The sequence below is a fragment of the Nocardia sp. NPDC050710 genome (assembly GCF_040654375.1).
Lineage (GTDB): Bacteria > Actinomycetota > Actinomycetes > Mycobacteriales > Mycobacteriaceae > Nocardia.
Genome location: NZ_JBFAHV010000003.1, coordinates 330,249 through 356,755 on the forward strand (window position 1 = coordinate 330,249; position 26,507 = coordinate 356,755).

Consider the following 26,507-nt stretch of genomic DNA (forward strand, 5'->3'; position numbering starts at 1 on the left):
GCCCGAACGACTGTCGGGATGCTGAGGAGGATCGTTGGTGGCACGGGAGACCTCCGTTCCGGGGATGTGGTCAGTCGTCGAGATACGGTGCGACGGTGTGCGACAGCGCGCCGCTGCGGATCAACGACTCCGCGGCGGCGATCTCGGGGGCGAGGTGACGATCCGGGCCGGGGCCGTCGACCATGGTGCGCAACAGTGCGACCGCCGCGGCCGTCGCGGGGCCGGGACGCAGCGGAGCGCGCAAGTCCAGTGCGCGCGCGGCGGTCAAGTACTCGATGGCCAGCACCCTCGTCAGACCGTCCACCGCGGTGCGCAGTTTGCGCGCCGCCGACCAGCCCATCGACACATGGTCCTCCTGCATCGCGCTGCTCGGAATCGAATCCACCGAGGCGGGCACCGCCAGGCGTTTCAGCTCGCTGACAATGGCCGCCTGGGTGTACTGGGCGATCATATGTCCGGAGTCGACCCCGGGATCGTCGGCAAGGAACGCCGGAAGACCGTGTGAGCGGGCCACATCCAGCATTCTGTCGGTGCGCCGTTCAGCCATGCTCGCGACGTCGGCGACCGGAATGGCGAGGAAGTCGAGTACATAGGCCACCGGCGCGCCGTGGAAGTTGCCGTTGGATTCCAATCTGCCGTCATCCAGCACCACCGGATTGTCGATGTCGGAGGCCAATTCGCGATCGGCGACGGTCTCAGCGTGCGCCACGGTATCGCGGGCGGCGCCGTGCACCTGGGGTGCGCACCGCAGCGAGTAGGCATCCTGCACTCGATTGCAGTCGGGTCCCCGATGGCTGGCGACGATCTCGGATCCGGCCAGCAGCGCCGCGATCCGCGCGGCCGAGCGTGCCTGGCCCGGATGCGGTCGAAGCGCCTGCAGGTCGTCGGCGAAAACCCGGTCGGTGCCGAGTAATGCCTCCACGCTCATCGCCGCGGTCACATCGGCGATATCGAGCAGCCGGTGCAGGTCCTCGAGTGCGAGCACCAGCATGCCGAGCATGCCGTCGGTGCCGTTGGTCAGCGCCAGACCCTCCTTCTCGGCGAGCACGACCGGTTCGATTCCCTTGGCCCGCAGAGCCGTTCCGGCCGAAACGACCGCGCCCGACGCGTCGGTGACCTGTCCCTCGCCCATCAGCGCGAGCGCCACGGCGGCCAGCGGCGCCAGATCACCGGAACAGCCCAGCGACCCGAACTCGTGCACGATCGGCGTGATGTCCGCGTTGATCAGCGCGGCGAGGGTGTGCGCGGTCACCGGGCGCACCCCGGTGTGACCGGAGGCCAGGGTGCGCAACCGCAGCACCATCAACGCCCGCACCACCTCCCGCTCCATGGCGGCCCCCGCACCCGCGGCATGCGAGCGGATCAGCGAGCGTTGCAGCGCCACCCGGCGGTCCGGCGGAATAGGGCGAATAGCCAGCGCACCGAAGCCGGTGGAGACACCGTAGGTCGGCACCGTGCCCGCCGCCAGCGCGTCGACGTGGCGCCGGGCCGCGGCCAGGCGTTTCTCGGCGGCCGCGCTCAGCCGGACCGGCGCGCCCCCGCGCGCTACGGCGACGACCCGCTCCCTGGTCAGCGGCCCGTCCAACTCCACCGTCGGCATATACGCAGTATCCGGCATACGGTCCATTCCACATCCGCGGCGGCCGGTGCAGAATGAGGCAACACCGGAATCGGTCTGATATCCCAGACACACCGAGGAGATCCCGTGGGTCGCAGCAGCGATATTCCCGCGCTACGCCGCGGGCTCGCCGTCCTGCACCTGCTCGCGGGCCGAGCCGGACCGATGTCGGCCGCCACCATCTCCCGGGAACTGGGTCTGCCCCGCTCCACCACCTACCACCTGCTCGCGGAGCTCGAACAGGCCCGTTTCGTCACCCACCTGCCCGCCGAACGGCGCTACGGGCTCGGCATCGCCGCCTTCGAGCTCGGCTCCGCCTACCTGCGCCACGACCCGCTGGAGCGCCTGGCCGGACCGCTGCTGCGGGAACTGGTGGAACGCGTCGGCCACAACGCGCATCTCGGCGTACTGCACGGCAACGAACTGCTCTACCTGATCAAAGAACGCCCGGCCCGCCCGCAGACCCTGGTCACCGACGTCGGGGTACGACTGCCCGCACACCTCACCGCCTCCGGCCGGGCCATCCTCGCCTATCTGCCCGCGGCTCATATCCGCGCGCTGTTCCCGACCTCGGCGGCCTTCATCCGCCGCACCGAGCGCGGCCCCGGCTCGCTCGCCGAACTCCGCGCTCTGCTGGCCGTGGAGCGCCGCCGCGGCTGGGCCTGCGAAGACGGCCACGTGACACCCGGCTACGCCTCGGTGGCCCACCCCGTCTTCGATCACGCTCACCACCCGATCGCCGCCATCAGCGTCACGACGCGCCACCACTGCGAGCAGACCCCGTGCACGGCCGACTGGACGGAACTGGCCGCCGAAGTGTGCCGCACCGCGGCCGAGCTCACCCACCGAATCGGCGGACGTACAGACTGAACCCGGCGACACGACACCGCCGAATCCGCCCGATCAGCGGCGCGAACCCGAAGGTATGACCGTCGGCGCGATCGCGGCGAAGAGCGAAACCGTCGCCCGCACGAAATCACTACGGCGGCAGCCGAACCGGCCCAGCGCGGGACCGTGATCAACCGCAACCACCACGGATGCCCCGATCAACAGGACCCACCAGGTAACCAGCGCACCCCAGCGCACACCCCGCGAGCTGCTTCCGAACGCCATACGCAAACGCTGGCAGTGGAACGGCACATGACGCTTCTCGTCGTTCAGGATCAGCCCCGCGACCTGAGTGGTCAGCGGATCGGATGTCCCCTCCCGTAGCAACCGGTAGTACTGCAACGCAACGACTTCCGCGATCATCAGCACCATCAGTTCCATCCGCAGGCCGAGTGCGCGACGCAGCCGGACGAAGATGGCGTCGGTCCAGTGACTCGCGATGGTCGGCGCACCGGCGGCCCGCAGCAGCAGTTCCAGGAGCCGGGCGTGGTTGCGCTCTTCCGCCACGAACAACCGCACCGCGGCGGCATACTCGGGATCCCCCGCCCGCTCCGCCTTCGCGATCAGATTCGCGCCATCGCCGCTCTCCCCGACCTGAAAGCGCTGCACACTGCGCACCACCGCCGGATCGAGCCGCGCACCCGCACCCCACTCGGGATCGCCCGCGGTGGTCCGGGCGGTCGTCTTCGCTTCGAATTCACGGGTCCACCGCCCGAACCCGTCCGTCGCATCCTTACCGAGCTGCACACTCTCCATGGCCGCCACGCTAGGAACCACATGTGCGGATCATGGGGGTCGATCGTGGAGATCTCGTGGAGACCTTCACACGACCGGTTTGCGGCCGACGCCGCCCCATGCGGAGGCCGGTCGGGTGTTCGCCGCTGCCTCGTCGACCCGCCAATGGTTGATCGGTACCACGCCGGGCGGCACCATTTCCAAACCGTCGAAAACGCCGCGGATTTCGTCCGAACTGCGCGGGATGTAGGGAACACCACCGGTTTTGGTGTAGTTCGCGCAGAGCCGGACGTAACCGGGGTCGTCGGTGCTTCCGTCGTAATAGGCGAGGTAACTGCCGGGGGCAAGCGCGTCCATTATGGTGTCGACAATGCGCCGAACGTCGGCATAGCTGCGGGCGTGTCCGAGTACGCCGATGAACATCACCGCGATCGGCCGACTGAAGTTCAGCACATGCCTGGCGTCGGCGACGATCAGCTCCGGCTCGTTGAAATCCGCTTCGAGATAGGTGGTTACACCCTCGTCGGTGGTGTTGACCAGCAGGGCGCGCGCATGCGCCAGCACCAGTGGATCGTTGTCGACGTACACGATCTTCGACTCCGGCGCCTCCCACTGGGCCACTTCGTGGGTGTTCTGCATCGTCGGCAGGCCGGTGCCGATATCGAGGAATTGGCGGATGCCCGCCTCGGCGGCCAGATAGCGCACGGCCCGGATGAGGAACTGCCGGGATTGGACCGCCATCACCTTGATCTCCGGGTAGCCCGCGACGCCCGCCTCGCCCGCAATCCGATCCACCTCGTAGTAGTCCCGGCCGCCGAGCCAATAGTTCCAGATCCGCGCGGAGTGCGGGATATCGGTGCGTATCGGCCGGTTGCGCTGGACTGGCATGGCGAGCTCCTGAACATACGGACATCGGCATTCGCGGTGACTGTACTGCCGATCGCGGCGCGGGATCGGCGACTCCCCGATGGCTGCCGACAGTGGTGCTGTACCGCAATGTCTTCGGCGTGATCGACGCTATTGCTCGGCCGTGCTCGCGCCGCCCGAGTCAGGATTCCAGGACGGCCATGGCGGCATTGTGGCCGGGGATACCGCTCACCCCGCCACCCCGCACCGCGCCCGCGCCGCAGAGCAGCACCGTCTTGTGGCCCGTCCCGACACCCCAACGGGTGGCGGGATCATCCGCATCCTCGGTGGCATAGGGAAACGCCAGATCGCGATGGAAGATATGGCCGCCGGGCAGACCGATCTCCGCTTCCAGATCGAGTGGGGATTTCGCTTCCAGACAGGGGGCGCCGTCGGCGTCCAGCGCCAGGCATTCGGCGATCGGCTCGGCGAGTACCGCATCCAATTGCGCCAGTGTCGACGCCACCGCCTCCGCCTTCGCCGCCGACCGGTCCGCGGCGAAAAGACCGGCCGGGGTATGCAATCCGAACAAAGTCAGCGTATGCATGCCCCGCGCGACCGCATCGGCGGACAGAATCGACGGATCGGTCAATGTGTGGCAATAGATTTCCGAGGGCGGCGCGGACGGCAACCGGCCACTCGCGGCCTCGCGATAGGCACGCTCCAGCTGCGTGTAGGACTCGGCGATGTGGAAGGTGCCCGCGAAGGCGTCGCGCGGATCGACGGTCGCGTCGCGCAATCTCGGCAGCCTGCGCAACACCATATTCACTTTGATCTGCGTGCCTTCGGGTTTCGGCGGTGTGGGGTCGCCCAGCAGCCGGGCGAGCTCGTAGGGCGCGGCATTGACGAGCACATGCCCGGCGCCGACCACACCACCCGCGTAGCGAACTTCGGCGGTGACACCGTCGGTCTCGATGCTGGTCACCTCACATTCGGTGACGATCTCCGCGCCCGCCGCACGCGCCGCATCGGCCAGCGCGTCGGTGAGTGCGCCCATGCCGCCGACCGGCACGTCCCAGTCGCCGGTGCCACCCCCGATGACGTGGTAGAGGAAGCAGCGGTTCTGGCGCAGCGCGGGATCATGGGCGTGGGTGAAGGTGCCGATCAGGGCGTCGGTGAGTACCACGCCGCGGACCGTATCGTCGGCGAACCTGGACTCGATCGTTTCGCCGAGCGGTCGTTCGAAGATGGCGTCCCAGATGGCCGGATCGTCCACCAGCCGTCGCAGGTCCGCCCGCGACGGCAGCGGCTGGGTCAGCGTCGGGAACACCCGCTGCGCCAATCGGCCGGTGGCCCCGTAGAACTCCTGCCACGCCTGGAAATCCCGATCGGATCCGGTGAGCCGGACGAAGCTGTCCCTTGTGCGCGCGGTGGAGCCGGTATCGACCAGCAGTCCACCCGCCTCCACCGGTGTGTACGAAGAGATCCGCCTGCGCCTGGTCTCGAACCGCAACCCGAGATCCCGCACGATCCGGCGCGGCAGCAAACTCACCAGATAGGAATAGCGGGATACACGCGCGTCGACGCCGGGGAACAGGCGCGCCGAAACGGCCGCGCCTCCGGTGTGCGACTGCCGTTCCAGCAGCAGTACCGAGCGGCCTGCCCGCGCGAGGTACGCCGCGGCGACCAGTCCGTTGTGGCCGGCGCCGACCACCACCACATCGTAGGAGGAACGCGTCGAGGTCATCCGTCCTCGATAGCACGCCGATGACTCCGGTGAGCGCCGACGCGCCCCGCACTCACAATTTGCCGTACAGATACCGCGGCCGGTCACCGATCAGGTGCAGCGCGCGCTCGTGGATATCACTCGCGTATTCCGGCAGATTCGGCCAATCGAGCAGGGCCACCGCGCAATTCGTCTTGGCAAAGGATACGGTGGTGAGATCCCAGTCGCCGACCAGCGCGGTGTACTCGCAGACCGTGCAGGTTTCGAAGGGTTCCGCGCCGTATATCCATTCTTCTTCGTCCCAATCCGCCAGGTCGGTGCCGCAGCGCGGGCATATCGGCATTCCCGCATAACTCCACGCGCTCGCGAAATCGAATCCGAGCATCGGGGTGATCAGATGCCGATCCGGCACCTCCGTCGCCCGATCGGCGTTGCGCATCGCCTCCGCCATCAACTCCACCAGTGTCCTCCCGTCCACCGGATGCCCCGGGACGATCAGGAAGCCGTGTTCCGATTCCGCGCTGCGGACCTCCCGGCACCCCAGGAAGAAGCGTACGGTTTCGCGCACTCGATGCACCGCGACTGCGTCCGATTCGCCGAGTGCAAAGTAGTACTGCAAGAACACCGTGCCGAGCGTAGCAGTCGCCACCGACAAAACTCGGAATCCGCGAAAGTGGCTGCACGCCAACATCACCCGGGCCGACACCGGCCGCCTGAACTTGTCGGTGCCCTCGCGTAGGTTGATCATCATGTCGAGTAACGGGAGGGAACACCATGGACTCCGCTGAGCGCGAGTGGGAGCGGGCCTCGGTGGTGCAGATGCTGCCCATCGTGGCGCCGCGCAAGCTGGCGAAGGTTCCGTTCGTCGAACTGGCCGACGGACGTGTGCAGGGTGTGGTGTCGAGCGGATCCGATATCGCGCGGGTGTATGTCTCGTCGATATCGGCGCAGAACCACGGATTGAGTTGCAGTACCAATAACAATCGGCCGTGCGGCGGGCTGCGCGGATCGTATCCGTGCAAGCATATCGGCGCGCTGATCGATGAGGCAGTATTGCAATACGGACTCGACCGGGTCGCCCGATATCTGCGGGTGGAGGTGCCCGAAGGCGGCCATCTGATGAATTCGCTGGCGGCGACGCACGAACCGGCCCCCGCGGCCGTCGTATTCAGCCGCTTTCTGCGGCACCTCGCCTATCTGGAACTTCCCGGCAGCTCGACGCCGATTCCGGAGCTGCAGTGGTTTCCCGCGACGGGGGTGACACGCTGATGCTCGGTGTGCAGCTGGCCCAATTGGTCGATACGCCCTCCGGCGTCACGGAGGCGCTCGAGGTGGTGGCGGGCTTCGATACCGCCCTGGTCAACGGGTTCGGACGACTCGGTGACGATGATGGCGCCGCACTCGCCGCACTCGCCGCGGCGGTGGCCGCTTCGCCGCTGGGCGGGCCGGTGGCGGACGCGGTGGCGAAGCTGAGCACCGGAGCCATCGGACCGGAGGAATTGTCGGCGTTGGCCGGCGGCCGGGCCGCGCTACTCGGTGCGGTGCACGATGCGCTGGCCGAACAGTTCGACACCGCCCTGGGGCGCAACCGGTCCGCATGGGACGCCTCCGATGCGGAGGCCGAGACGGGCCCCCTCGTCGTGGCGTGCCGGTCGTGGCTCCAGGAACTGGCGATCACCGGCTGGCGGGGTGTCGACCACGATCTGGTGGCCGCGGCGGATCAGACAGTGGAGGCGCTGCTCGCCGAACCGGTCACGCGCAGATTGGCCGTGCTGCTGGACGGCTTCACCTCGGAGCTGCGGGCGGCCTGTCCCATCGCGACCCTGGACCGACTGCCGACCCGGCGCTGGGCCGACCTGTGGACCCGGGCGCTGCTGTTGAGCTGGCGCGGCGCCGGATTCGCGACGGCGACCGTCTCCGGACGCCTGCTGATTCTCGGCGTCGACCTGCACGAACACGGCACCGCAGTGCAGGCGCAGGTGTACGGCGTCCTGGAATCCGCCGACGGGATCACCCGCCGGGTGCGAGTGAGCGTCAGCGCGACGAAGGTCGACACCATCGTCGGCCCCGCGATCTGGCAGGTGCTCGGCAACCATCCGCAGCTACTGAAGGCGCTGGCCGAGCGCCGCAGCCTCACCGTCTCCGACCTGCCGCTCACGGCGAGCGGTGATCTGATCTGGTGCGACGACAGTGCCGCGCTCGGCGAACCCGCCGACCCGTTCACCACCGCGCGCGTCCAGCTGGCGGGCGCGATCGGTCCCGCGGTGCCGCCATTGGATCGCGATCCGGTACATCTCGCGGAGCCGGTGCTGTTGGAGGGCTACCGCATCAAGGACGGCGCACTGGAACTCGATGGTCACCGGCTCACGGTCGAACTGGATCGGTTGCCCACCTGTGGCCCGCTCACCGCCGCCGCCGTGAACGCCTCGTCGGCCTGCCTCGGTCTGGCGCGCTGGGACGCGGGTCGCTGGAGCCTGCGCCCGCTGGCCGTCCAGCGCACGGTCAAGGGCGCGCTTGTCGAGTTGCACGGTGGTGACTGGGCACTGGGCCCCACCGATCCGAAGGTGGTCAAGGCACAGGCGAAGTCCGGTGATTCGGTTGCCGTACTGCGCGAGCGGGCGGGACGGTTGCTGCGGAAATGAGCACTGTCCACGAAACCCAGCGACAGATCCTCTACTGGCGCCTGCTGGCGCGCATCTTCGACAGCGAGCCGCAACCCGCGCTGGAGTCGTCGAGCGTCGCGATCGTCGACGAGCTCGGACTGCCCGTCGCACTGCTGGATCCGAGCATCGCGATCGATACGGTGGCGCAGCGATTTCCGGAGCTCAGCGGTGATCTGGAGGCGCTGCGCGTCGAGATCGAGGCCGATGCGAGCCGAGCCGGGCGCTCGGATTCCGGTGCGGAAACCGCCGAGGACGACTCTACCGCCGACACCGCGGTGCACGACGGCGATGGCCCGGCCACGGTCGATGGCTCGGCCGCGCCCGAACTCGCTCCGGAGTCGATCGCGGCGGGCGAGGTGCGCAACGCCGCCCTGATCTCCAAACTGCTGCTCAATGTCTTCGCCACCGGATCCGGCAATGTCAGCGCCACCCAGCTGGCAGGCTGGCAGCGCGACGCGGGCTGGCTGCGCGGCGTGCTCGGCGACCGGGACAACACCGAAATGCGTACCGTCCTCGCCGATCTGGAGGCCGATCTGGTCGCCAGGATGCGATTGCGCGAGGTGCTGGCCGATCCGCGACTGGCCGGACAGCTCACCCCGAGCATGTCGCTGATCGAACAGTTGTTGCGGGACAAGGCCAATCTGTCGGGCGTGGCACTGGCCAATGCCAAGGCGCTGATCCGGCGCTTCGTCGACCAGGTCGCCGAGGTGCTGCGCACCCAGGTGCAGCAGGCCAGCGCGGGCACCCTGGACCGCTCGGTGCCGCCCAAACGGATCCTGCGCAATCTCGATGTCGACCGCACCATTTGGAAGAACCTCACCAACTGGAATCCGGAGGACGAACGGCTCTACGTCGATCGCCTCTTCTATCGGCAGACCGCCAAGCGCACGGTGCCCGCGAAGATGATCGTGGTGGTCGACCAGTCCGGCTCGATGGTCGACGCGATGGTGAACTGCACCATCCTGGCCTCCATTTTCGCCGGTCTGCCGAAGGTCGATGTCCATCTCATCGCCTACGACACCGACGCGCTCGATCTGACCCCGTGGGTACACGACCCCTTCGAGGTTCTGCTGCGCACCAACCTGGGCGGCGGCACCGACGGCCGCGTCGCCATGACCCTGGCACAGCCGAAGATCACCGATCCGAAGAACACCGTGCTGGTGTGGATCTCGGATTTCTACGAATGGCAGCACCAGGAACTGTTCGAGAGCATGCAATTGGTGCACCGCAACGGAGTGAAATTCATCCCGGTGGGCTCGGTGAACAGCTCCGGCCAGCAGAGCGTGAACCCGTGGTTCCGGGAACGGTTCAAAACCATGGGAACCCCGGTGCTTTCGGGCCGCATCCAAAAACTCGTCCACGAACTCAAGAACTTCCTCGACTAGGAGACGCCGACCATGACCGATACCGCCCTGCGCGCACCCGCCGAAGTCAAGTACGCCGAGGAGCTCGACTGGCTGGAGTCCATCGATGACGGTCCCAAGCCCTTCGCGTGGCGTCTGAGCCCGAAGATGGTGCGGCTGTTCATTCTCGGCTCCGAACGCGCCGACGGCTTGGACCGGACCATCGACCAGAAATGGTTCGGCGAACGCAGTTTCGTGGAACGCAGCATCGTCACCCTCGCCTCCGACCGCGGCCTGCTGCTCATCGGCGACCCGGGCACCGGCAAGAGCTGGTTGGCCGAACTGCTCTCCGCCGCTATCAGCCGAAACTCCACGCTGGTGGTGCAGGGCACCGCGGGCACCACCGAGGATCACATCAAGTACTCCTGGAACATCTCCATGGTCATCGCCAAGGGCCAATCCAGGGAATCGATGATCCCCTCCCCCATCATGACCGCTATGGAGCACGGCGTGATCGGCCGCTTCGAGGAGCTGACCCGCTCCACCAGCGACGTGCAGGACGCGCTGATCTCGATCCTGTCCGAGAAGTATGTCTCCATCCCGGAGCTCGACGACGACAATATCGTCTTCGCCCAGCCCGGGTTCTCCATCATCGCCACCGCGAACAGCCGCGACCGCGGTGTGAACGATCTGTCCTCGGCATTGAAGCGCCGCTTCAATTTCGTTCGCATTCCGGTGGTCACGAATAAGCGCAGCGAGGCCGAGATCGTGCGCTTCCGCACCGCGGAATTGTTGCGCCGCCACCAGATCGAATTGGAACTGCCGCCCACCCTGCTGGACATCCTGTTGGAGAGCTTCGCCGACCTGCGCGCCGCGGCCGCCGCGGCGGGCAGCGACGACGAGAAACTGGAGTCGGCGCTGTCGACCGCCGAGCAGATCGGTGTGCTCGAGGACGCCATCCTGCACAGCCAGTTCTTCGGCGATCGCACGCTGCGCGCCGGCACCCTGGCCGGATCGCTGGTCGGTTCGCTTGCCCGGCGCGCACCGGAGGACCTGGCGATCCTCAACAAGTTCTGGCACGGCGTGGTCGAGCCGCGCAGCAAGGCCGAGTCATCCACGGGCGCGGGCGGTGACTGGTCGCAGTTCCTGGAGGGCGGCCGGGATGCCATCGCGAGGCTCTCGTGAGCACCTTCGCTCCGCTGCGCGAGCAGCTCACCACGGCGGCAACACAATTCGCCGCGGAGCCGGGGGCGGTCGCCGATATACTCGCGGGCCTGGTCGACGATGTCGACCGGGCACTGCGTGAGGAACTGGAGATCTTCCCGGTCTGCCACCATTCCCCGGCCTCCGCACTGGCGATGGTACGACGCCTGCGGGAAAAGCAGCCCAGCGTCATCTATTTGGAGTTGTGCGAGGATCTTCGGCCGATCGTGGACGAGCTGCGCAACTGCAAACTGCCCGTCGCGTTGCAGGCGTGGGCGGGCGATCCGGACGGGTTCCCGGCGGCGTGGGCGCCGCTGGCGGTGGTCGCCCCGATCACCGAATCCTCCGCGGAGTATCAAGCCATCGCTTACGCGCTGAACACCCCCGGCGTCGAACTGGTGCTGGTCGACCGGTCGACCGACCACGTTTTCCAATGGTCCGACGCGAAGGAACACGACGACGCCGAGACCACGGAGGCCGACGGGGCCCTGCACGGCGACGCGGTCGGTATCGAGATCGGGGATCTGCGACCGCATTTCGCCGAACTCGAGGAGCATCTGCTGCACCACGGCAAGGTGCGGCACTGGTCGGAATGGTGGGATCAGTACGTCGAACAGCCGCTGGCAGGCGCGGACTACGACACCTACCGCCAGGTCATGGTGCTGATCGGCAGCCTGTTCCGGCGGCTGCGCCGCGGCAGGATCGACCACGACGAGGATCGCGAGCGGTACATGTGGACCCGGATGCGCGAGCACCTGGCCGCGACCGGCGCCGATCCGGCGACCTGCCTGTACGTGTGCGGCGCCTTCCACGCCGCCAGCCGCGTCGAACAATTCGGCATCGCCTCGGCGGCACCGTACGAGATCACGCCCCGCTCGGCGACCACGTGGCAGTACGGGCTCATCCCATCCAGCCACTCCGCCATCGAGGCCCAGTTCGGCCTGGCCCAGGGTTCGGTCTCGATCGCCGCCGCGACGTGGGCGAAGGGTTTGCGGCGCGGCCGTATCCAGCCGTTCAAGCTGGAGGGGCAGCAGTCCGCGCGCACCAAGTCCAAGCGCAAGCCGCTCGCGGCTCCGGTCGATGCGGCGCCGGTCGCCGACCAGCTCTCCGGCTTCCTGTCCAGCCCGCCGCAACTGGACCAGTTGGACGAGGCGGAACTGCTCGAATGGTCGGTCGATATCGTCCGTCTCGCGCGCCGCAACGGCTACTTGGCCAGCACCGCCGACGCGATCGCGGTCTACGAGACGTCGATCCTGTTGGCCGGCATGCGCAATCGTGCCAGGCCCACGCCGTACGACTTCCAGGACGCGGCGGTGACCTGCATCGAGAAGGATCACGTCCCCGGCCGACGCGATGTGCGCAGACTCTGCGAGATCCTGCTCGGCGGTGACCGCATCGGCCAGGTCGGCTACGCCGCGCTGCCGCCGCTGGCTCAGAACGTCCTCGACCGATTGGCACCGCTCGGCCTCGACCCGACCAAGCGGACCGTGCAGCGCTCGCTGCTCGATCTGAAGGCCGATCCGCACCTGCGGCCCTGTTCGGATCTGCTGTGGATGCTGCGCAGGCTGCTGCCCGTCGAGGCGGTGCGGCCCATTATGGGTTCGCGTGCGCTCGGCGAAAGCTCCATCCAGGAGAGCTGGGACCTCGCCATCGGCAAATACCAGCGCGACCTGGTCCAGCTCGGCTATGAAGGCGTCACTATCGAGCAGGTGCTCGAGCAGCGCCTGCGACATGCGGTCACCGACCAGGACGCCACCGCGGCGGTGGCGCTGGCCGCCGTCGAGGACGCCCTGCTCTACCTCGGCTCGACACGCCTGGCCGACGAACTCGGCGCCCGCGCCGTCGACCTACTCGCCGCGGAACGCTCGGTCGACGACGCACCCGAGGTCCTGCGCCGAATTCGACTGCTACTCAACTACTTCCGCTCAACAGATGCCGGGTTGCCGGAGTGGTGCGGCAAGTTCGTGACCGCGGGCTACGCCCACTACTGCACCCTGCTGCCCACCGCCTTCACCGACGAGGACACCGGCGTCCGCCCCGTGGCGGCCATGCTCGGCTTCCTCTTCGGCATGGAGAATCTGGCGCTGTCGCTCGGCTGCGACCACACTCAGCTGGAACTCGCCGTCCGGCAATCACATCCGGAGGCGCCCGCCAAGGTAGCCCTGCTCTGGGCCACCCGCCTGCAACTGGGGTTGCTCTCACTCACGGAGTTGCGCGCCCGCTGCGAGGAGATGCTTGCCAATCCCCTTGTCGTCCCGGCCTTCCCGCAGTACCTGAGCGGCTTCGTCCAAGCCATGGACCCGGTCCCCACCCTGAAACCCTTCATCGTGGAGCTGCTGTCCAAGGCCTTCGGCCGCCTGCCGGACGCGGTGCTGCTGCCATGGCTGCCGAAGCTGATCACCACGTTGCGCGGTCAAGCGGCGGAATTGATTCCCGCACTCACGAGGGAGGCGGGTCGTACCTTCCCCGCCAACCGCACGGCCATCGAGACCTGGGTCCCGCCGTGGACGAGGGCATCGGCGGCCGCCCCGGTCGCGGTGGTCGTCGCGGGCGGTCCAGCCACCGACCTGCTGCGCGCCCACCCGACGGCCTGCGACGCGCTCGCGACACTGCTGGGTCACGAGGGGAGCTGGACGGAGTCGGCCCCTCGACCGAATGGTGAGCTGACCGCGTTACTGGACACCTACCCCCATTCGGCAACCGCATTGGCGGCGATCCTGCCCGGCGGCGGACGACGCTGACCGCGAGCGCTGCCCGGCGAACCCGATGGTTCGCCGGGCAGCGTCACCGCACCAACGTGACCACGCCAGCACTCACCGGGCCGTCCGCTGGGCACCGTCGAAACGCCCATGACACCCTCCCGGCCCGGCCCGGTGGCGAAGGCGGCCGTGCCGATCCATTCGCCGCGAACACCGTTGCCGCTGCGTATACGATTATTTCGGCGCGGGTGATCATCGTTTCCGAAGCGCCGAGATATGTGGCGTGCGTCGGTCCCGGCTTGGGCTACGGTGTCCCACCCCGGGGGGCGGCGGCAGTGACCGCCGGATCGCAGGCGGGCCGCGTCGGGAGGAGTTCGGCATGGCGGATGAACGGGCGCAGTTCGGCCTGCTCGGGCCGGTGGAGCTGACGATCGATGGTGCGGCGCGGCCGACCGGCGGGCCCAAGCAACGGGCGGTGCTGGCATACCTGGTGATCAACGCGAACCGTCCGGTCTCGGTGGGCGCGCTCGCGCACGCCGTATGGGAGGAGAATCCGCCGCCGGATGTGCGAGTCAGCTTGCACACCATTGTGTCCAATCTCCGAAAACCCTTGCGGGAGGCCGGTATCGACGCCCGCTCGGTACTCGCTCAGGTCGGCACGGGGTACCGGATGGCGATCGCCGAGGGCGCATGCGATGTGCACCGGTTCCGGGCCGATAAGGAGTCCGGCCTGCGGGCGCTGGCCGCGGGCCGTTTCCGCACGGCAGGCGAACTGTTATCCAGCGCGCTCGGCCAGTGGCGCGGGCCGGTCCTGGCCGACCTGCGTGGTCTCGCCTTCGCCGACGCCTACGCGGCGGTGCTCGACGATGACAGGATGAGCGTGGTCGAAGCGCGCGCGGAGGCCGATATCGCGCAGGGGCGGGCCGCTGCCGTGGTCTCGGAGCTATCGCATCTGATCAGCGAACACCCTTTGCGCGAACCGCTCTGGCAGCAGCTCATCACCGCCCTGTACGTGGACGGCAGGCAGTCCGACGCGCTCGACGCGGTCCGACGCCTGCGCACGACGCTGGCCGACGAACTCGGCATCGATCCCGCACTGCCGTTGCGGGAGTTGGAGGCGCGCATCCTGCGTCAGGAGCCCCTGACCGCGACTTCGGCGGGCACGGCATCGGCCACCCGGGCGACCACGATTATCGACGTGAACGGCGGCGACCAGCTCGCGGTGCTGCGCGACCACACCGGCCACTGCTTTCCGGTGCACGGCCGTTTCACCAGAATCGGACGCTTGCGCGACAACGACATCATGCTCGACGACGGACGGGTCAGCCGCCATCACGCGGTCGTGGTGGACACCGGACTGGCCTATGTGATCAAGGATCTGCTGTCCTCCAACGGGGTCTACGTCGACGGCATCCGCATCATCGAGAGTATGGCGCTCAGCGACGGCGCGGTCGTGCGCATCGGCAACAACGAGTTCGTCTTCGAATTGGTCGCGCGCGATCCGTCACTGTCGACGAATAATTAGCCGAAGTTCTTCTGGAACCAGGTGAGCAGTTCCCCTTCGGTTTTCGGTCCGTCCTCCGGATTATCTTTGCTCAGCGTGCAGACCTCCACGCCCACCAGCAGGTCGTGCACGCCGATCAGGCAGGTCGACGGGCCGAGCGGGGCGGACGAATCCACCGCGCAGAACATCCGGCCGACCGGCCCGGTCGCCGTGCGCCACACGTCATCCGAACCCGCGCCGCCGCCGCACGCGTGGCCGGACAATTGGGTCAGGCTGCCCTGATAGGTCAAGTCCGCCGACCGGCGGTCCGGAAATCCATAGAACCGCACCGACGGCGACCCGATCGGCGTGGCACAGGCTACCGCCGCGTTCATCAGACTGGCGGGCAACTCCACGTGTCTGCAGTTGCCAGGGCCGAAGGATTCTCCCGTCCGGCTGAGCAACTGGCGATCCGCCGGTGTGAACGAATCCGGATCCGCCGCCTGATCGCCGGTACGGAATTGGAGCAGGTTCGCCTTGGCGGCGTAGTCGCGCAGGGGCGTCTCGGTGGCGTCCGCCCAGAAGTAGTAGGCAATCGACAGCGCCGCCTCATTGGTCAGCACCAGCCCCGGTTTGGGCTCCGCCGGGTTATCGATGACATTGGTAATGCAGGTTTTCCGGCCCACCTCTTTGTTGTCGACCAGGGACGGTGCGTCGCGCCCCGGCGGATCGCCGGGGCAGCTGGTGGCCTTGAATCCATCCAGGACCACCGTGCGGTAGTACTCCTGCAATTTGCCGAGATCGCGGAAGCGGAGGAACCGCGCGTCCGGAGTCGAGGCGGCCGGGTTGGCGTCGCAGAACACAATCGCGGTGGTGGTGGAATCGGGGTCGCGGTGCACGCAGGTGGAGCGACGGTAACCGGCTCCGGGGAGGGCGGCCAGTAGTTCGACGTCGGCGCCGCGCAGCGCGGTGGCATCCGCGACCGCCGTACCCGCGGACGGTCTGCCGACCGCCAGCCAGGTACCGAGAACCACCGCGGCGGTGAGGACTCCGGCGAGAATCAAGGACAGTACCGGCAGCGCACGGCGGAACCGCCCACGCGGCGGGGCCTCCCGCGGCGGCGTCGGCCGGGGCTCGCTGGAATCGTCGGCGGGCGGCCCGGGCCCGCCGGGCTCTCCGCCCGTCGGCGGCTGCGTCGGACCTGCGCCGCCGGGCGGCCCCGGCGGACCGGTCGTCGCACCGGCAGCCGGTCCTATGAGGCCCGCGGGTACCGATGTCCGAGGCCCGGTCGACGCTCCGACCCGCGACGGTCGCGATCCACCCGTACCGGCGGGCACCGGCCCACGGGGCCCCGACGGCCCATCGGCCCCCGGGGGTCGCGGTACACCCGGATGCGCGGTCGCCTGCGGCGGGAATCCACTTCCGCCGCCTTGCTCCGGCTGCCCGTGCGAGCCGGACCCGGAGGTCGGCCGGGCGCTCTCCGCAACCGTCCGGTCGGGTGCGTTCTTCGGCTTCGACGGCATTGTCGGCGCGTTGTCCACCTCGGCCGCGGCCACAGTGGACAACGCCGCCTCCGCCGCGGCGGCCAACTCTCCCGCGGTCGCGAACCGCTCAGCGTGATTCTTCGCCATACCGCGCTCGATCACCTCGTCGAACCCGATCGGCACCTCCCGCCGGATCAGGCTCGGCCGCGGCACCGGCTCGGCCAGGTGCGCGCGCATGATCGCGCCGTCGGTGCCGGCCGGGAACGGCCGCGCCCCGGTGAGACATTCGTACAGCACGCAGGTCAGCGCGTAGATATCGGCGGCGCCGGTGATCACCCGCGAGGTGAACCGTTCCGGCGCCATGTAGTGGAACGAGCCGACCGCCGAGCCGTCGGAGGTCAGGCCGCTTTCGGCGCTGGAGTACGCGATGCCGAAATCGACGAGGTAGGCGAAACCGCCCGGCGTGGTCAGGATGTTGTCGGGTTTGACGTCGCGGTGCACCAAATCGTCGGCATGGGCGGCATCCAGCGCTGCGGCCACCTGCCGGATCAGGTCGACGGCCCGGCCGGGCGCCAGCGGAGCCTCGTCCCGCAGCACCGCGCGCAGATTCGAACCTTCGACCAACCGCATATCGATGAAGAGGTGTCCTTCGATCTCGCCGTAGTCGTGGATCGGGATGACGTGCGGTTCCTTGAGCCGGGCCGCGCAGTGCGATTCGCGGCGGAAGCGCTCACGGTAGACCTCGTCCTCGGCGAGATGCCCGGGGAGCACCTTGATCGCCACGACCCGGTCCCGTTTGGTGTCGTAGGCCTGGTAGACCTCGCCCATGCCACCACGCCCGATCAGGCGATCCAATCGGTACGGACCGAACTGGGACCCGGCCGCGAGCGGCGGGTGCTGGGCCGTCATCGTCTCCTCCGCGTGAAGGCGCTCCCCGTGCTCCTGTCGCTCAACTGTAGAGCCGCGACAGTCGGTTGCGCAGACGTACCGGAGGTCCGGATAGTGGACCCCCGGTCAGCGCGGGGAAGGTGGTCGATGGATGACCGCGCCGCCCGATCCGGCGAGATGCCGCGACCGTTTAATGCGGCTCAGCCGCCGAGGACCAGGCAGCTGTAGCCGAGGTGGACGCCGGAGCCGACGCGGATATCGACGCTGGCGGTGGGGTGGCCGTCGGGGGCTTGGCCGGCGCTGATGGTGTGCTTGCCCGGTGTGGCGGGCACCCAGGTCGCAAGCGCGACCCCGCCCGAGGGGGCGACGGTGGCCAGCGGAATGCCGTTGTCGTAGAAGTGCACCGAGCCGACGGCGTCGCTCAGGAATGCCTCGACGGTGTAGCTGCAGCCAGTGCCGTAATTGGTGTGCACGCCGAAGTTGATATCCGGTAGAACCGCGATTCTGGTGACCGTGGCCGCGGCGGTCGGTGGGTCCAGCAGGACGGCGCAGGCCGCCGTGATAGTGGCGACCGCGCCCGCCCGCCGGGCGATCGGCGAGCGGGCGATCCCTGTCCGGTTGGTGCGATACCCCATGATTCGGTCCTCGTCCCGCGGCGGCCCGTGCCCGCGCCGACGCATATCTGGTCCGCGCACTCCCGGTATCCGATCGCACGCGAATCGTCCCGGAAGCCCTGTCTGGACAAAGCGTCCGGATCTGATCGTATCGGCTACGGGCGCGCGCGAACCACGGTTCGCGTGGGCAAGTCCGACCTCCGGAACTCAGGCCACCAGCACCGACAGCGGCTCGGCCACGCAGGCGGGCTTGCTGCCGCCCTCGATTTCGATGATCACCCTGGCAATGACCTGGGTGCCCGCGGCGATCGGCTCGAGGGCGACCAACTCCACGCCCGCCCGCACCCGGCTACCGACCGGCACCGCTGCCGGGAACCGAACCTTGTTGCAGCCGTAGTTGATGCCCATCTTCAGTCCGTCCACCCGATACACATGAGCGACCAGCATCGGCAGCAACGACAGTGTCAGGTAGCCGTGTGCGATGGTGGTGCCGAACGGCCCGTGCGCGGCCCGCTCGGGATCGACGTGGATCCACTGGTGGTCGCCGGTAGCGTCGGCGAAAGTATTCACCTGCTCCTGGGTGATGGTGTGCCATTCGCTGTACCCGAGGTGAGTGCCGACCGCCTGCTCGAGCTCGGCAAGACCGTTGAATACTCGCATATCCGTATCCCCGCTCTCAGTCGGTCGGCCCGCCCGCGACGTAGACGACCTGACCGGAGATGAATCCGGCGCCCTCGCTCACCAGGAACGACACGGTATTCGCGATATCCGACGGCTGGCCGATCCGCCCGACCGGGATCTGCTTGGCCGCGCCCTCCCGGAACTGCTCGAAGCTCACGCCCATTCGTTCCGCCGTCGCGTGTGTCATATCGGTTTCGATGAAACCGGGTGCGATGGCGTTGACGGTCACCCCGAATTTGCCCAACTCGATCGCGAGGGTCTTGGTGAAGCCCTGTAGGCCCGCCTTGGCGGCCGAGTAGTTGGCCTGGCCGCGGTTGCCCAGCGCCGAGGTGCTCGACAGGTTGACGATGCGGCCCCATTTCGCTTCCGTCATGAACTTCTGCGCCGCCCGGCTCATCAGAAACGAACCGCGCAGGTGCACGCCCATGACCGAATCCCAGTCCGCGACGGTCATTTTGAACAGCAGGTTGTCGCGGGTGATGCCTGCGTTGTTGACCAGCACCGTGGGTGCGCCCAGTTCGTCCGCGACGCGCCGCACGGCGGCCTCGACGGACTGCTCGTCGGAGACGTCGACGCCGACCGCCAGCGCTCTGCCACCCGCCGCTTCGATTTCGGCGACCACCGGCTTACCGGCCGCTTCGTCCAGATCGAGCACCGCGACGGCGAATCCGTCCGCGGCGAGTTTGCGCGCAGTGGCGGCACCGATGCCGCGCGCGGCTCCGGTGACGATGGCGGTACGGGTGTCACTCATGGGGACTCCTGACGGTGTAGGTGGTCGAGCCGACACCCATAAAATACATCGAAGCCGATGCGTCTCTAACGAAAAGTCGCGCGAACGACCGAATCCCGAGGTCGGCGTTCGAGCACTCGCGCATACGCGACATCGGACAGACCGTGCGGGCATCGTTCGATACATGGACTCGGAGCTGTACTATTCCCGCGGTGAGCACCCCCCAGCGGCGTACGTCCACCCGCTCCCCCGGACGGCCGGCCTCCGCGACGAGGGAGCAGGTCCTCGACCTCACCCGTCGCGCGTTCCTCGCGGGTGAACGCGTCGACGTGCAGGCGATCGCGGCCGAACTCGGGCTCAGCCGCGCCTCCATCTACCGATGGTTCGGTTCCCGTGACGGCCTGCTCGGCGCCATGCTGGTACAGGAGTACGAACGCATGGTCGAACGCGCCGACGCCAAGCGACGCTCCAGCGGCGCGGAACGGATTCTCGAGGTCTTCGACCGCGTCGCCCGGTGGGAATCCGATAACGTACCGTTCCGTCGCTACTTCGAGCACGAGCCCATCTCCGGGCTGCGCATCCTCACCGCGAGCGATGGCCCGATCCAGCCGAAAGCCATTGCCGCGGTAGAAGAGCTCATCGCCCGCGCCGAACACGAGGACGGCTACCAGCCGCCCCTGGAACGCTCGCTGCTCGCCTACGCCCTGGTCCGCCTCGGTGAGGCGTTCATCTTCAACGATCGCGCGGCGGGCATCCGCGGCGATGTCGACCGGCTGCGCCAGGTGGTGGCGTTGCTACTCGGCATCGCACCGCACGCCGACTGACCGGCATCGCCGCACCGCGGGGGACCATAGCCCCGAGAAAACAGGCGAAAGTCCTGTATGCGTAGGGGCCGCACGGGACAAGAATCGAAGATATGACCGACAGCAACCTATTCCCCGATAATCCGACGGTGCTGGCGGCCATGCGTCTCGCGAGCCGGGCACCGTCGGTCCACAACACCCAGCCGTGGCGGTGGAGATGCGATGACACCCAGCTCCGGCTGTTCCGCGATACCGACCGGCTGCTGGCGGCGACGGATCCGCTCGGCCGACAGCAGGTGATCAGCTGCGGCACCATGCTGCACCATGTGCGCACCGCCTTCGCCGCACAGGGCTGGCACACCGACACGGTGCGGCTACCCGAACCCGAGCGGCCCGACCTGCTCGCGACCCTCACCTTCCGACCGTGGCCCGATCCGCCGCAGGGCGTGCGAGATCGGGCCGGCGCCATCGAGCGGCGGCGCACCGACCGGCTGCCGATGCTCGCCCCCGAGGGCTGGTCGGAGCTGGTGCACGCCGCGCGCATGCTGGTGCATCCACACGATCTCGAACTCGATTCGCTCGATGATTCGGCCGGGAGCCGACTCGCCGCCGCATCCGAGCAGGCCACCGCGATACGTCGCTACGATATGGAATACCAGACCGAATTGCACTGGTGGGCAGGACATTCCGGAGTTCCGGAGGGGGTTCCGTCGAATGCGCTGATCTCCGATGCCGAGGTCGCCAGGGTCCCGGTCGGGCGAACCTTCCCGTCCGCGCCGCATTCGGCGCGTCGCGACGATCTCGACGACCATGCGCGCCTGCTGGTGCTCAGCACTCCCAGCGATTCGATGTTGCAGTGGCTGCATACCGGCGAGGCGCTCTCTGCGCTGCTGCTCGAATGCACCGTGGCCGGACTGGCAACCTGCGCGATGACCCACATCACGGAGTTGCCCGCGAGCCGTAAGGTCATCCAAGAGATGCTCGAACGCCCGGGCGTGCCGCAGGTCGTCGTCCGTGTCGGCACGGCCCCCGCGGACGCGGACGACCTTCCGCCGACGCCGCGCCGCCCGCTCACCGATATCCTCGCCGACGAACGGGGCTGATGCCGAACCGGGGCGGCCGCATCGCCACCGCCCCGGTGGGATTCAGTGCCCGGGCGCTTGCGTCAGGTCACGACCAACGATGTTGCCTACCCGTCCTTCTCGACGAGTCTGATGCCGCTGACGATGGTGGGTTCGATCGCGATGACGGTATCCATGACCTTGTCGACCCAGGGCCGCAGCAGTTCTTCGTATTTCGCGACGCGCTTCGGGTCGGTCACCGGACGCGCGACCCCGGTGACCACCACCGACCATCCGATCCGGCGCACCGGGTCGATCTCGTCGGCCTCGTAGGCCACCACCACGCTCGAATTGCCGCGCACGGCGGTGGTGAGCCGGTCGGTGAGCCGCGTGCGCACGATAATGAGGCCGTCCGGCTCCACCAGGTGATTGACCGGTCTGATGGCCGGTAATGCATTGCGGGTGAACACCACTCGGCCCACGGGCGTAGCGGCAAGTAATCGCAACGCTTCGGTTCGGTTCAATTCGAAGACCGCGCGGCGGGGGTCGTCGATCGATAGGTCCTCGATCACGGGGCACCACCTCCGGTTCCGGCAGGCAGGACCAGCGTCAGATCGCCGTCGTAGCGTCGATACAGCAATCGGCCCCGCCGGTCGCCCGGGTCGGTGAAGAACAGGAACGGCAGTCCGTACCGGCACAACCGGTCGGCCGCCTCGGTCTCGGTGAGCAGCGGCGCGGGACGGGGATTCATGGTGAGCAGCACAGCGTTCGAGGTCCGCGGCGGGTCGATGCGACGCTGACGCGCCAACCGCACTCCGCGCGGGCCCGCCCAATAGACGGCGACGTCCTCGCCGGTCTGGGCATCGGTGTACAGATGCGCGTCGTAGTCCATCGCATCCATCACCCGCACCGCGACCGTCGTGCTGTTCCGATGCAGCCCACAATGTTTGCGGCGCACAATCGGTCGCCGGTCGGTGACCGAGGCCAGCGGCGGTCGCGCCGGGTCCGGCCAGATCCGCGCGGCGTCACCGGTGGATATTCGAGCGATCTGGCGGTCCAGGCGTTCGGCCACGAATGCCGCAACGAATCCGCTCGGCCCCTCGACCTGCACTCTGATCGGCGACTCCCCGAATCGGGTATTCACCTGTGCCACCATCGAACCGCTGGAATCCCGCGCTGCGGTCAGCCGCACCCGGGCCGTCGCGTCGATGTGGTGATAGCGCAGCACCCGGCCGACCGAGCGCAGCGTGCGCTCGACCTCCAGGTCCCGCACCGCGCCTCGAGTGATGAGTTCACAGTGCGCATTCGTTGCGGTAGGCCGCACTTCGGCGATTTCCATCTCGGACAACCCGCTTCTCCAGATCTGCCGATTCGACCGCGACATGCGTGGTCGACCGCTGCTCCACGTCTGCTGTATTCGTTGGTGTTTTCACCTTCGCAAAGCAGCGGCGCGCGCGAACGGGTCGCGGGACACCGATCGAAGGGACCTAAGTCCCCATACCGGCGCGGCGGGCGGAACCGGCTCAGCGACAGCGGACCACGATCATCGGGCACTCCACCGAATGCAGCAGCGCATTGCTGGTGGAACCGAGCACCATACCCGCGAACCCGCCGCGGCCGTGGCTGCCGACAACGAGCAGCTGGGCGTTCGCCGACTCGTCGTAGAGTGCGCGAACGGGCCGGTCCGACACCACGATCCGGCGCGCCGGAACATCCGGGTAGCGCTCGCTCCAGCCCGCCAGGCTCTCGGCGAGTACGGCCTGCTCCGATTCCCGCACCCCGTCCCAGCCCGCCACCGGCAATTCGATGGTGCTGGTGTCGCTCCACGCGTGCAAGGCGACCAGGCCGACCTTGCGCCGGGATGCCTCCTCGAACGCGACCTCGGTGGCGGGCACGCTGTTGTCGCTGCCGTCGATGCCGACCAATACCGGCTTACTCGCCGACACGGCGTCGATGGCCGACAGCGAGTGGATGACCGCGACCGGGCAGTGCGCGTGCCGAGGGACCGCGGTGCTGACCGAGCCGAGCAGTCCGCGCTGGAACGCGCCGAGCCCCCGGCTGCCGACCGCCACCAGCCGCGCCTGCTCGGACCGGGCCAGCAGCGTCGGGATGATGAAGTCGAAGGTGACTTCGGTGCTGATCTCCAGGTCGTCATCGGGCGCGGCCTGCCGGGCCACCCGAGTCGCCTCGGTCACCACGCGCTCACCGTCGGTGCGCAACCATTCGATCTCCGCGTCGGGCAGCGTGATGCCACGGCCGAAACCGGTCGGGATCGCTACCGAGGTGATCAGGTGCAGTCGGCAGCGGTGCAGAGCGGCGTCGACCGCCGCCCACGCCACCGCATGATACGAGCTCGACGAGCCGTCGACGGCCGCCACGATCGGCGCGTCGAGCGGTGCGGAGGGTGCAGTCGAATCGGCCATGCTCATTCCTTTCGGGTGCGTCCCATTGCTGGGCACGAGGGTAGGTCGAAACACCGCCCCTTCCGAGCATCCCGCGTCGCCGCGCGCACGGGCAGGGACGAAGGTCATCCGGTCCCTGGGTCCAGTGGCCTCCTCTTGTCCTCCGCCGAGAACGCCTCGACCGCGGTCGGTAGCGTCGGGTACAGGTGTCCGGCGCCGATCCTGGAAGTCAGACCGGCGGCGTCCAGATCCGCACGCAGGTCCTGCTTCACCCGCGCCATGGCGAATACGATGCCCCGCGACGTGAGGTCCGCGCGTAATTGTTCGACCGCGTCCAGCGCGGTGAGATCGACCTCCACATTCGCCTCGGCATTGAGTACGAACCAGCGCACCGCGTCCGCACCGCCGCTCCGCTCCACGGCCGCATAGGCACGCTTGCGGAAGTCCTCCGCGTTGGCGAAGCACAGCGGTGCGTCGTACCGGTAGACCACCAGTCCCGGAACCGATTGGGCGGCCGGATAGTCGTCCACGTCGTGCATGCCCGCGAGTCCGGGGACGAAACCCTGAATCGCGTCGTGGGCCCGCGCCACCCGGCGCAGCAGGTCGAAGATCGACAGCGCGACCGCCACGAGTACGCCGTAGAGCACCCCCAGTCCCAGCACCGCCACGACGGTGCCCAGCGCAAGCACCACCTCGCTGCGCCGGAAGCGCGCGATCCGACGGAATTCGGGCACGTCGACCAGCCGCAGCGCCGCGTATATCACCAGCGCACCGAGCGCCGCGGTCGGAAATCCGGCCAGGATCTCGCGCGCACCGAGCAGCACGACGATCACCGCGCCCAGTGCGACAACGGAATACAACTGGGTGCGCGCACCCGTGGCGTCCGCGATAGAGGTGCGGCTGCCGCTACAGCTGACCGGAAATCCGTGCATGACACCGGCCGCGAGGTTGGTGGCGCCGAGCGCCGCGAGTTCGGTATTGGCCGATACCTCGCGCCCGTGCTTGGCCGCGAAGGCGCGGCCGGTGAGCGCGTTATCGGAGAACCCGACCACGGCGATGCCGATCGCGGGCAGGATCAATTGCGCCATATCGGCCGCCGCCACACCGGAGAAACCGGGCACCGGCAGCCCCGTCGGAACGGATCCGACCACCTCGATGCCGTAGCGACCCAGTGAGAACACCGCGACCACGACGGTCGCCAGCAGCACGGCGAGCAGCGGCCCCGGCAGCCGCGGAGCCCGCCAGGCCAGCAGCAGCAATCCGGCCAGCACGCACGCGGCCAGCAGCGCCGTCGGCCAATGCCATTGTTCGATATTCGTCGTGAGCGAGCGCAGTTGCGCCGGAATGGTCTCCCCGCTCACCGAAACACCGGTCACCTTGCCGAGTTGCCCGACGATCATGATTCCGGCGGTACCCGCCAGATAGCCGACGAGCACCGGCTTCGACAGCAGGTCCGCGAGCATCCCGAGCCTGGCGATCGCGCCCACCAGACATAACAGCCCCACCAGCAGAGCCAGAACCGCCGCCAGCGCGGCGTACCGATCCGGATCGCCGACCGCCAACGGCGCGAGTGCGACGGCGGTCATCAACGCGGTCGTCGACTCGGGTCCCACCGACAGCTGCCGCGAAGTACCGAGCAGCGTGTATATCGCCAGCGGCCCCAACACCGCCCACAGGCCGACCACCGGCGGCAGACCCGCGACGGTCGCATAGGCCATCACCTGGGGCACCAGATAGGCGGCCACGGTGATTCCGGCGAGCGAATCCAGCCGCCACCACTCGCGCCGATAGCCCTGGAATTGCCGGAGACCGGGCGGGAACCGTGCAGGCACCACTCCAGCATCGCGCGTCACGCCGTCACGCGACGGCATTCCGGTGTCAAGAGGCTTCGGTCACCGGTCGAGGGTCCTACTCCGGCGCGTCCGGCCCCGCACGTCCGTAGGCTGAGAAATAGCGTCGAAAGGAGTCGCGCCCATGACCACGGTGTTCTTGGTCGACGACCACGCGATCGTCCGGCGTGGTGTCGGTGAACTGATCAATATCGAGTCCGACCTCGAAGTGGTCGGCGAGGCCGGCACCGTGGCACATGCCTTGGCCCGTATTCCGGCTCTACGGCCCGACGTGGTCGTATTGGATGTGCGCCTGCCCGACGGCAACGGAATCGAGCTGTGCCGCGAGTTGCTGTCCCGGCATCCCGCATTGCGCTGCCTGATTCTGACCTCCTTCACCGACGAGCAGGCCATGCTCGACGCCATCCTGGCCGGAGCCAGCGGCTACGTGGTCAAGGACATCGGCACACTCGAACTCGTCGAGGCCATTCGTGCCGTCGGCGCGGGTGAATCGCTGCTCGATAACCGGGCCGCGGCCGCGCTCATGTCGAAGCTGCGCGCGGAGGCCGAGGCCGAGGCCGGACCGACGGCGGGCCTGACCGAACAGGAACGCATCCTGCTCGGCCTGCTCGGCGAGGGCCTGACGAACCGGCAGATCGCGGGCCGCATGTTCCTGGCCGAGAAGACGGTGAAGAACTACGTATCCCGGCTTCTGACCAAACTCGGCGTCGAACGTCGGACCCAGGCCGCCGTACTCGCCACGAAACTCGACGCGCCGACGAGGAAGACCTGAGCCGTGCGCACGATGCCA

Annotated in this window: 23 protein-coding genes; 10 read left to right on the plus strand and 13 right to left on the minus strand. The window is 68.2% G+C overall.

All coding sequences use genetic code 11. The features are described from left to right. Positions 1-70 precede the first annotated feature (70 nt). A complete protein-coding gene (gene hutH, locus AB0H61_RS09395; RefSeq protein ID WP_357301042.1) occupies positions 71-1,618 on the minus strand; it encodes a histidine ammonia-lyase in 1,548 nt (515 codons plus the stop codon). A gap of 87 nt (positions 1,619-1,705) precedes the next feature. On the opposite strand from hutH, the gene AB0H61_RS09400 reads away from it, so the two are divergent. Continuing rightward, positions 1,706-2,488 carry an IclR family transcriptional regulator gene (locus AB0H61_RS09400; protein ID WP_357301044.1) on the plus strand — a complete coding sequence of 261 codons (783 nt, stop codon included), beginning with the start codon at positions 1,706-1,708 and terminating at the stop codon, positions 2,486-2,488. 33 nt (positions 2,489-2,521) lie between these two features. Here AB0H61_RS09400 and AB0H61_RS09405 read toward each other — a convergent pair whose 3' ends face one another. From AB0H61_RS09405 to AB0H61_RS09420, 4 genes are all read right to left on the minus strand, one after another. Next, complete coding sequence (locus AB0H61_RS09405; RefSeq protein WP_357301045.1) at positions 2,522-3,262, minus strand: ferritin-like domain-containing protein; 741 nt, start codon at positions 3,260-3,262, stop codon at positions 2,522-2,524. Positions 3,263-3,328: 66 nt separating this feature from the next. After that, positions 3,329-4,129, minus strand: coding sequence for an SAM-dependent methyltransferase (locus tag AB0H61_RS09410; RefSeq protein ID WP_357301047.1), 801 nt, complete (start codon positions 4,127-4,129; stop codon positions 3,329-3,331). A gap of 160 nt (positions 4,130-4,289) precedes the next feature. Beyond that, positions 4,290-5,834 (minus strand): NAD(P)/FAD-dependent oxidoreductase, encoded by a 1,545-nt coding sequence (locus tag AB0H61_RS09415; RefSeq protein WP_357301049.1) that lies wholly within the window; start codon positions 5,832-5,834, stop codon positions 4,290-4,292. 52 nt (positions 5,835-5,886) lie between these two features. Further along, positions 5,887-6,462, minus strand: coding sequence for a hypothetical protein (locus AB0H61_RS09420; protein ID WP_357301051.1), 576 nt, complete (start codon positions 6,460-6,462; stop codon positions 5,887-5,889). A 125-nt stretch (positions 6,463-6,587) separates the two neighbouring features. Between AB0H61_RS09420 and AB0H61_RS09425 the strand changes: the two genes are divergently transcribed. The 6 genes from AB0H61_RS09425 to AB0H61_RS09450 all read left to right on the plus strand — a co-directional run bounded on the left by AB0H61_RS09425 (position 6,588) and on the right by AB0H61_RS09450 (position 15,246). After that, positions 6,588-7,082 (plus strand): hypothetical protein, encoded by a 495-nt coding sequence (locus AB0H61_RS09425; protein ID WP_357301052.1) that lies wholly within the window; start codon positions 6,588-6,590, stop codon positions 7,080-7,082. Further along, entirely contained in the window at positions 7,082-8,455 is a 1,374-nt protein-coding gene (locus tag AB0H61_RS09430) for a hypothetical protein (protein ID WP_357301053.1), read from the plus strand. The genes AB0H61_RS09425 and AB0H61_RS09430 overlap by 1 nt, the downstream gene beginning before the upstream one ends. Continuing rightward, on the plus strand, positions 8,452-9,861 hold the full coding sequence (locus AB0H61_RS09435; protein WP_357301055.1) for a VWA domain-containing protein: 1,410 nt from the start codon (positions 8,452-8,454) through the stop codon (positions 9,859-9,861). Before AB0H61_RS09430 ends, AB0H61_RS09435 begins: the two co-directional genes overlap by 4 nt. Before the next feature lie 12 nt (positions 9,862-9,873). Beyond that, a complete protein-coding gene (locus AB0H61_RS09440; protein ID WP_357301056.1) occupies positions 9,874-11,004 on the plus strand; it encodes an AAA family ATPase in 1,131 nt (376 codons plus the stop codon). Then, on the plus strand, positions 11,001-13,763 hold the full coding sequence (locus AB0H61_RS09445; RefSeq protein WP_357301058.1) for a hypothetical protein: 2,763 nt from the start codon (positions 11,001-11,003) through the stop codon (positions 13,761-13,763). Before AB0H61_RS09440 ends, AB0H61_RS09445 begins: the two co-directional genes overlap by 4 nt. A gap of 337 nt (positions 13,764-14,100) precedes the next feature. After that, positions 14,101-15,246, plus strand: coding sequence for a BTAD domain-containing putative transcriptional regulator (locus tag AB0H61_RS09450; RefSeq protein WP_357301060.1), 1,146 nt, complete (start codon positions 14,101-14,103; stop codon positions 15,244-15,246). Here the strand turns inward: AB0H61_RS09450 and AB0H61_RS09455 are convergent. The 4 genes from AB0H61_RS09455 to fabG all read right to left on the minus strand — a co-directional run bounded on the left by AB0H61_RS09455 (position 15,243) and on the right by fabG (position 19,622). After that, positions 15,243-17,597, minus strand: coding sequence for a protein kinase (locus AB0H61_RS09455; RefSeq protein WP_357301062.1), 2,355 nt, complete (start codon positions 17,595-17,597; stop codon positions 15,243-15,245). The genes AB0H61_RS09450 and AB0H61_RS09455 overlap by 4 nt on opposite strands. 179 nt (positions 17,598-17,776) lie before the next feature. After that, positions 17,777-18,211 carry a hypothetical protein gene (locus AB0H61_RS09460; protein WP_357301064.1) on the minus strand — a complete coding sequence of 145 codons (435 nt, stop codon included), beginning with the start codon at positions 18,209-18,211 and terminating at the stop codon, positions 17,777-17,779. A 186-nt stretch (positions 18,212-18,397) separates the two neighbouring features. After that, a complete protein-coding gene (locus AB0H61_RS09465) occupies positions 18,398-18,850 on the minus strand; it encodes a MaoC family dehydratase (protein WP_357301066.1) in 453 nt (150 codons plus the stop codon). 16 nt (positions 18,851-18,866) lie between these two features. Then, positions 18,867-19,622, minus strand: a complete 756-nt coding sequence (gene fabG / locus AB0H61_RS09470) for a 3-oxoacyl-ACP reductase FabG (protein WP_357301068.1) — start codon at positions 19,620-19,622, stop codon at positions 18,867-18,869. A 191-nt stretch (positions 19,623-19,813) separates the two neighbouring features. Between fabG and AB0H61_RS09475 the strand changes: the two genes are divergently transcribed. Together AB0H61_RS09475 and AB0H61_RS09480 are read left to right on the plus strand one after the other, a co-directional pair. Continuing rightward, positions 19,814-20,425, plus strand: a complete 612-nt coding sequence (locus AB0H61_RS09475; protein ID WP_357301069.1) for a QsdR family transcriptional regulator — start codon at positions 19,814-19,816, stop codon at positions 20,423-20,425. A gap of 92 nt (positions 20,426-20,517) precedes the next feature. Further along, a complete protein-coding gene (locus AB0H61_RS09480; protein ID WP_357301071.1) occupies positions 20,518-21,507 on the plus strand; it encodes a nitroreductase family protein in 990 nt (329 codons plus the stop codon). A gap of 86 nt (positions 21,508-21,593) precedes the next feature. Here AB0H61_RS09480 and AB0H61_RS09485 read toward each other — a convergent pair whose 3' ends face one another. The 4 genes from AB0H61_RS09485 to sulP all read right to left on the minus strand — a co-directional run bounded on the left by AB0H61_RS09485 (position 21,594) and on the right by sulP (position 25,699). Next, positions 21,594-22,037: a pyridoxamine 5'-phosphate oxidase family protein gene (locus AB0H61_RS09485; RefSeq protein ID WP_357301072.1), complete on the minus strand. Its 444-nt coding sequence runs from the start codon at positions 22,035-22,037 to the stop codon at positions 21,594-21,596. After that, positions 22,034-22,804: a hypothetical protein gene (locus AB0H61_RS09490; RefSeq protein ID WP_357301321.1), complete on the minus strand. Its 771-nt coding sequence runs from the start codon at positions 22,802-22,804 to the stop codon at positions 22,034-22,036. The genes AB0H61_RS09485 and AB0H61_RS09490 overlap by 4 nt, the downstream gene beginning before the upstream one ends. A 184-nt stretch (positions 22,805-22,988) precedes the next feature. Further along, positions 22,989-23,888: a universal stress protein gene (locus tag AB0H61_RS09495; protein ID WP_357301074.1), complete on the minus strand. Its 900-nt coding sequence runs from the start codon at positions 23,886-23,888 to the stop codon at positions 22,989-22,991. Positions 23,889-23,992: 104 nt separating this feature from the next. Further along, positions 23,993-25,699, minus strand: coding sequence for a sulfate permease (gene sulP / locus AB0H61_RS09500; RefSeq protein WP_357301076.1), 1,707 nt, complete (start codon positions 25,697-25,699; stop codon positions 23,993-23,995). A gap of 142 nt (positions 25,700-25,841) precedes the next feature. Between sulP and AB0H61_RS09505 the strand changes: the two genes are divergently transcribed. Beyond that, a complete protein-coding gene (locus AB0H61_RS09505) occupies positions 25,842-26,489 on the plus strand; it encodes a response regulator transcription factor (protein ID WP_357301078.1) in 648 nt (215 codons plus the stop codon). Positions 26,490-26,507 lie beyond the last annotated feature (18 nt).

Excerpts from the sequence above, each read along its gene's own strand:
- hutH (WP_357301042.1), bottom strand. The coding sequence starts at position 1,618 with ATGCCGGATACTGCGTATATGCCGACGGTGGAGTTGGACGGGCCGCTG.
- AB0H61_RS09405 (WP_357301045.1), bottom strand. The coding sequence starts at position 3,262 with ATGGAGAGTGTGCAGCTCGGTAAGGATGCGACGGACGGGTTCGGGCGG.
- AB0H61_RS09410 (WP_357301047.1), bottom strand. The coding sequence starts at position 4,129 with ATGCCAGTCCAGCGCAACCGGCCGATACGCACCGATATCCCGCACTCC.
- AB0H61_RS09415 (WP_357301049.1), bottom strand. The coding sequence starts at position 5,834 with ATGACCTCGACGCGTTCCTCCTACGATGTGGTGGTGGTCGGCGCCGGC.
- AB0H61_RS09425 (WP_357301052.1), top strand. The coding sequence starts at position 6,588 with ATGGACTCCGCTGAGCGCGAGTGGGAGCGGGCCTCGGTGGTGCAGATG.
- AB0H61_RS09430 (WP_357301053.1), top strand. The coding sequence starts at position 7,082 with ATGCTCGGTGTGCAGCTGGCCCAATTGGTCGATACGCCCTCCGGCGTC.
- AB0H61_RS09435 (WP_357301055.1), top strand. The coding sequence starts at position 8,452 with ATGAGCACTGTCCACGAAACCCAGCGACAGATCCTCTACTGGCGCCTG.
- AB0H61_RS09440 (WP_357301056.1), top strand. The coding sequence starts at position 9,874 with ATGACCGATACCGCCCTGCGCGCACCCGCCGAAGTCAAGTACGCCGAG.
- AB0H61_RS09450 (WP_357301060.1), top strand. The coding sequence starts at position 14,101 with ATGGCGGATGAACGGGCGCAGTTCGGCCTGCTCGGGCCGGTGGAGCTG.
- AB0H61_RS09455 (WP_357301062.1), bottom strand. The coding sequence starts at position 17,597 with ATGACGGCCCAGCACCCGCCGCTCGCGGCCGGGTCCCAGTTCGGTCCG.
- AB0H61_RS09460 (WP_357301064.1), bottom strand. The coding sequence starts at position 18,211 with ATGGGGTATCGCACCAACCGGACAGGGATCGCCCGCTCGCCGATCGCC.
- AB0H61_RS09465 (WP_357301066.1), bottom strand. The coding sequence starts at position 18,850 with ATGCGAGTATTCAACGGTCTTGCCGAGCTCGAGCAGGCGGTCGGCACT.
- fabG (WP_357301068.1), bottom strand. The coding sequence starts at position 19,622 with ATGAGTGACACCCGTACCGCCATCGTCACCGGAGCCGCGCGCGGCATC.
- AB0H61_RS09480 (WP_357301071.1), top strand. The coding sequence starts at position 20,518 with ATGACCGACAGCAACCTATTCCCCGATAATCCGACGGTGCTGGCGGCC.
- AB0H61_RS09490 (WP_357301321.1), bottom strand. The coding sequence starts at position 22,804 with ATGGAAATCGCCGAAGTGCGGCCTACCGCAACGAATGCGCACTGTGAA.
- AB0H61_RS09495 (WP_357301074.1), bottom strand. The coding sequence starts at position 23,888 with ATGGCCGATTCGACTGCACCCTCCGCACCGCTCGACGCGCCGATCGTG.
- AB0H61_RS09505 (WP_357301078.1), top strand. The coding sequence starts at position 25,842 with ATGACCACGGTGTTCTTGGTCGACGACCACGCGATCGTCCGGCGTGGT.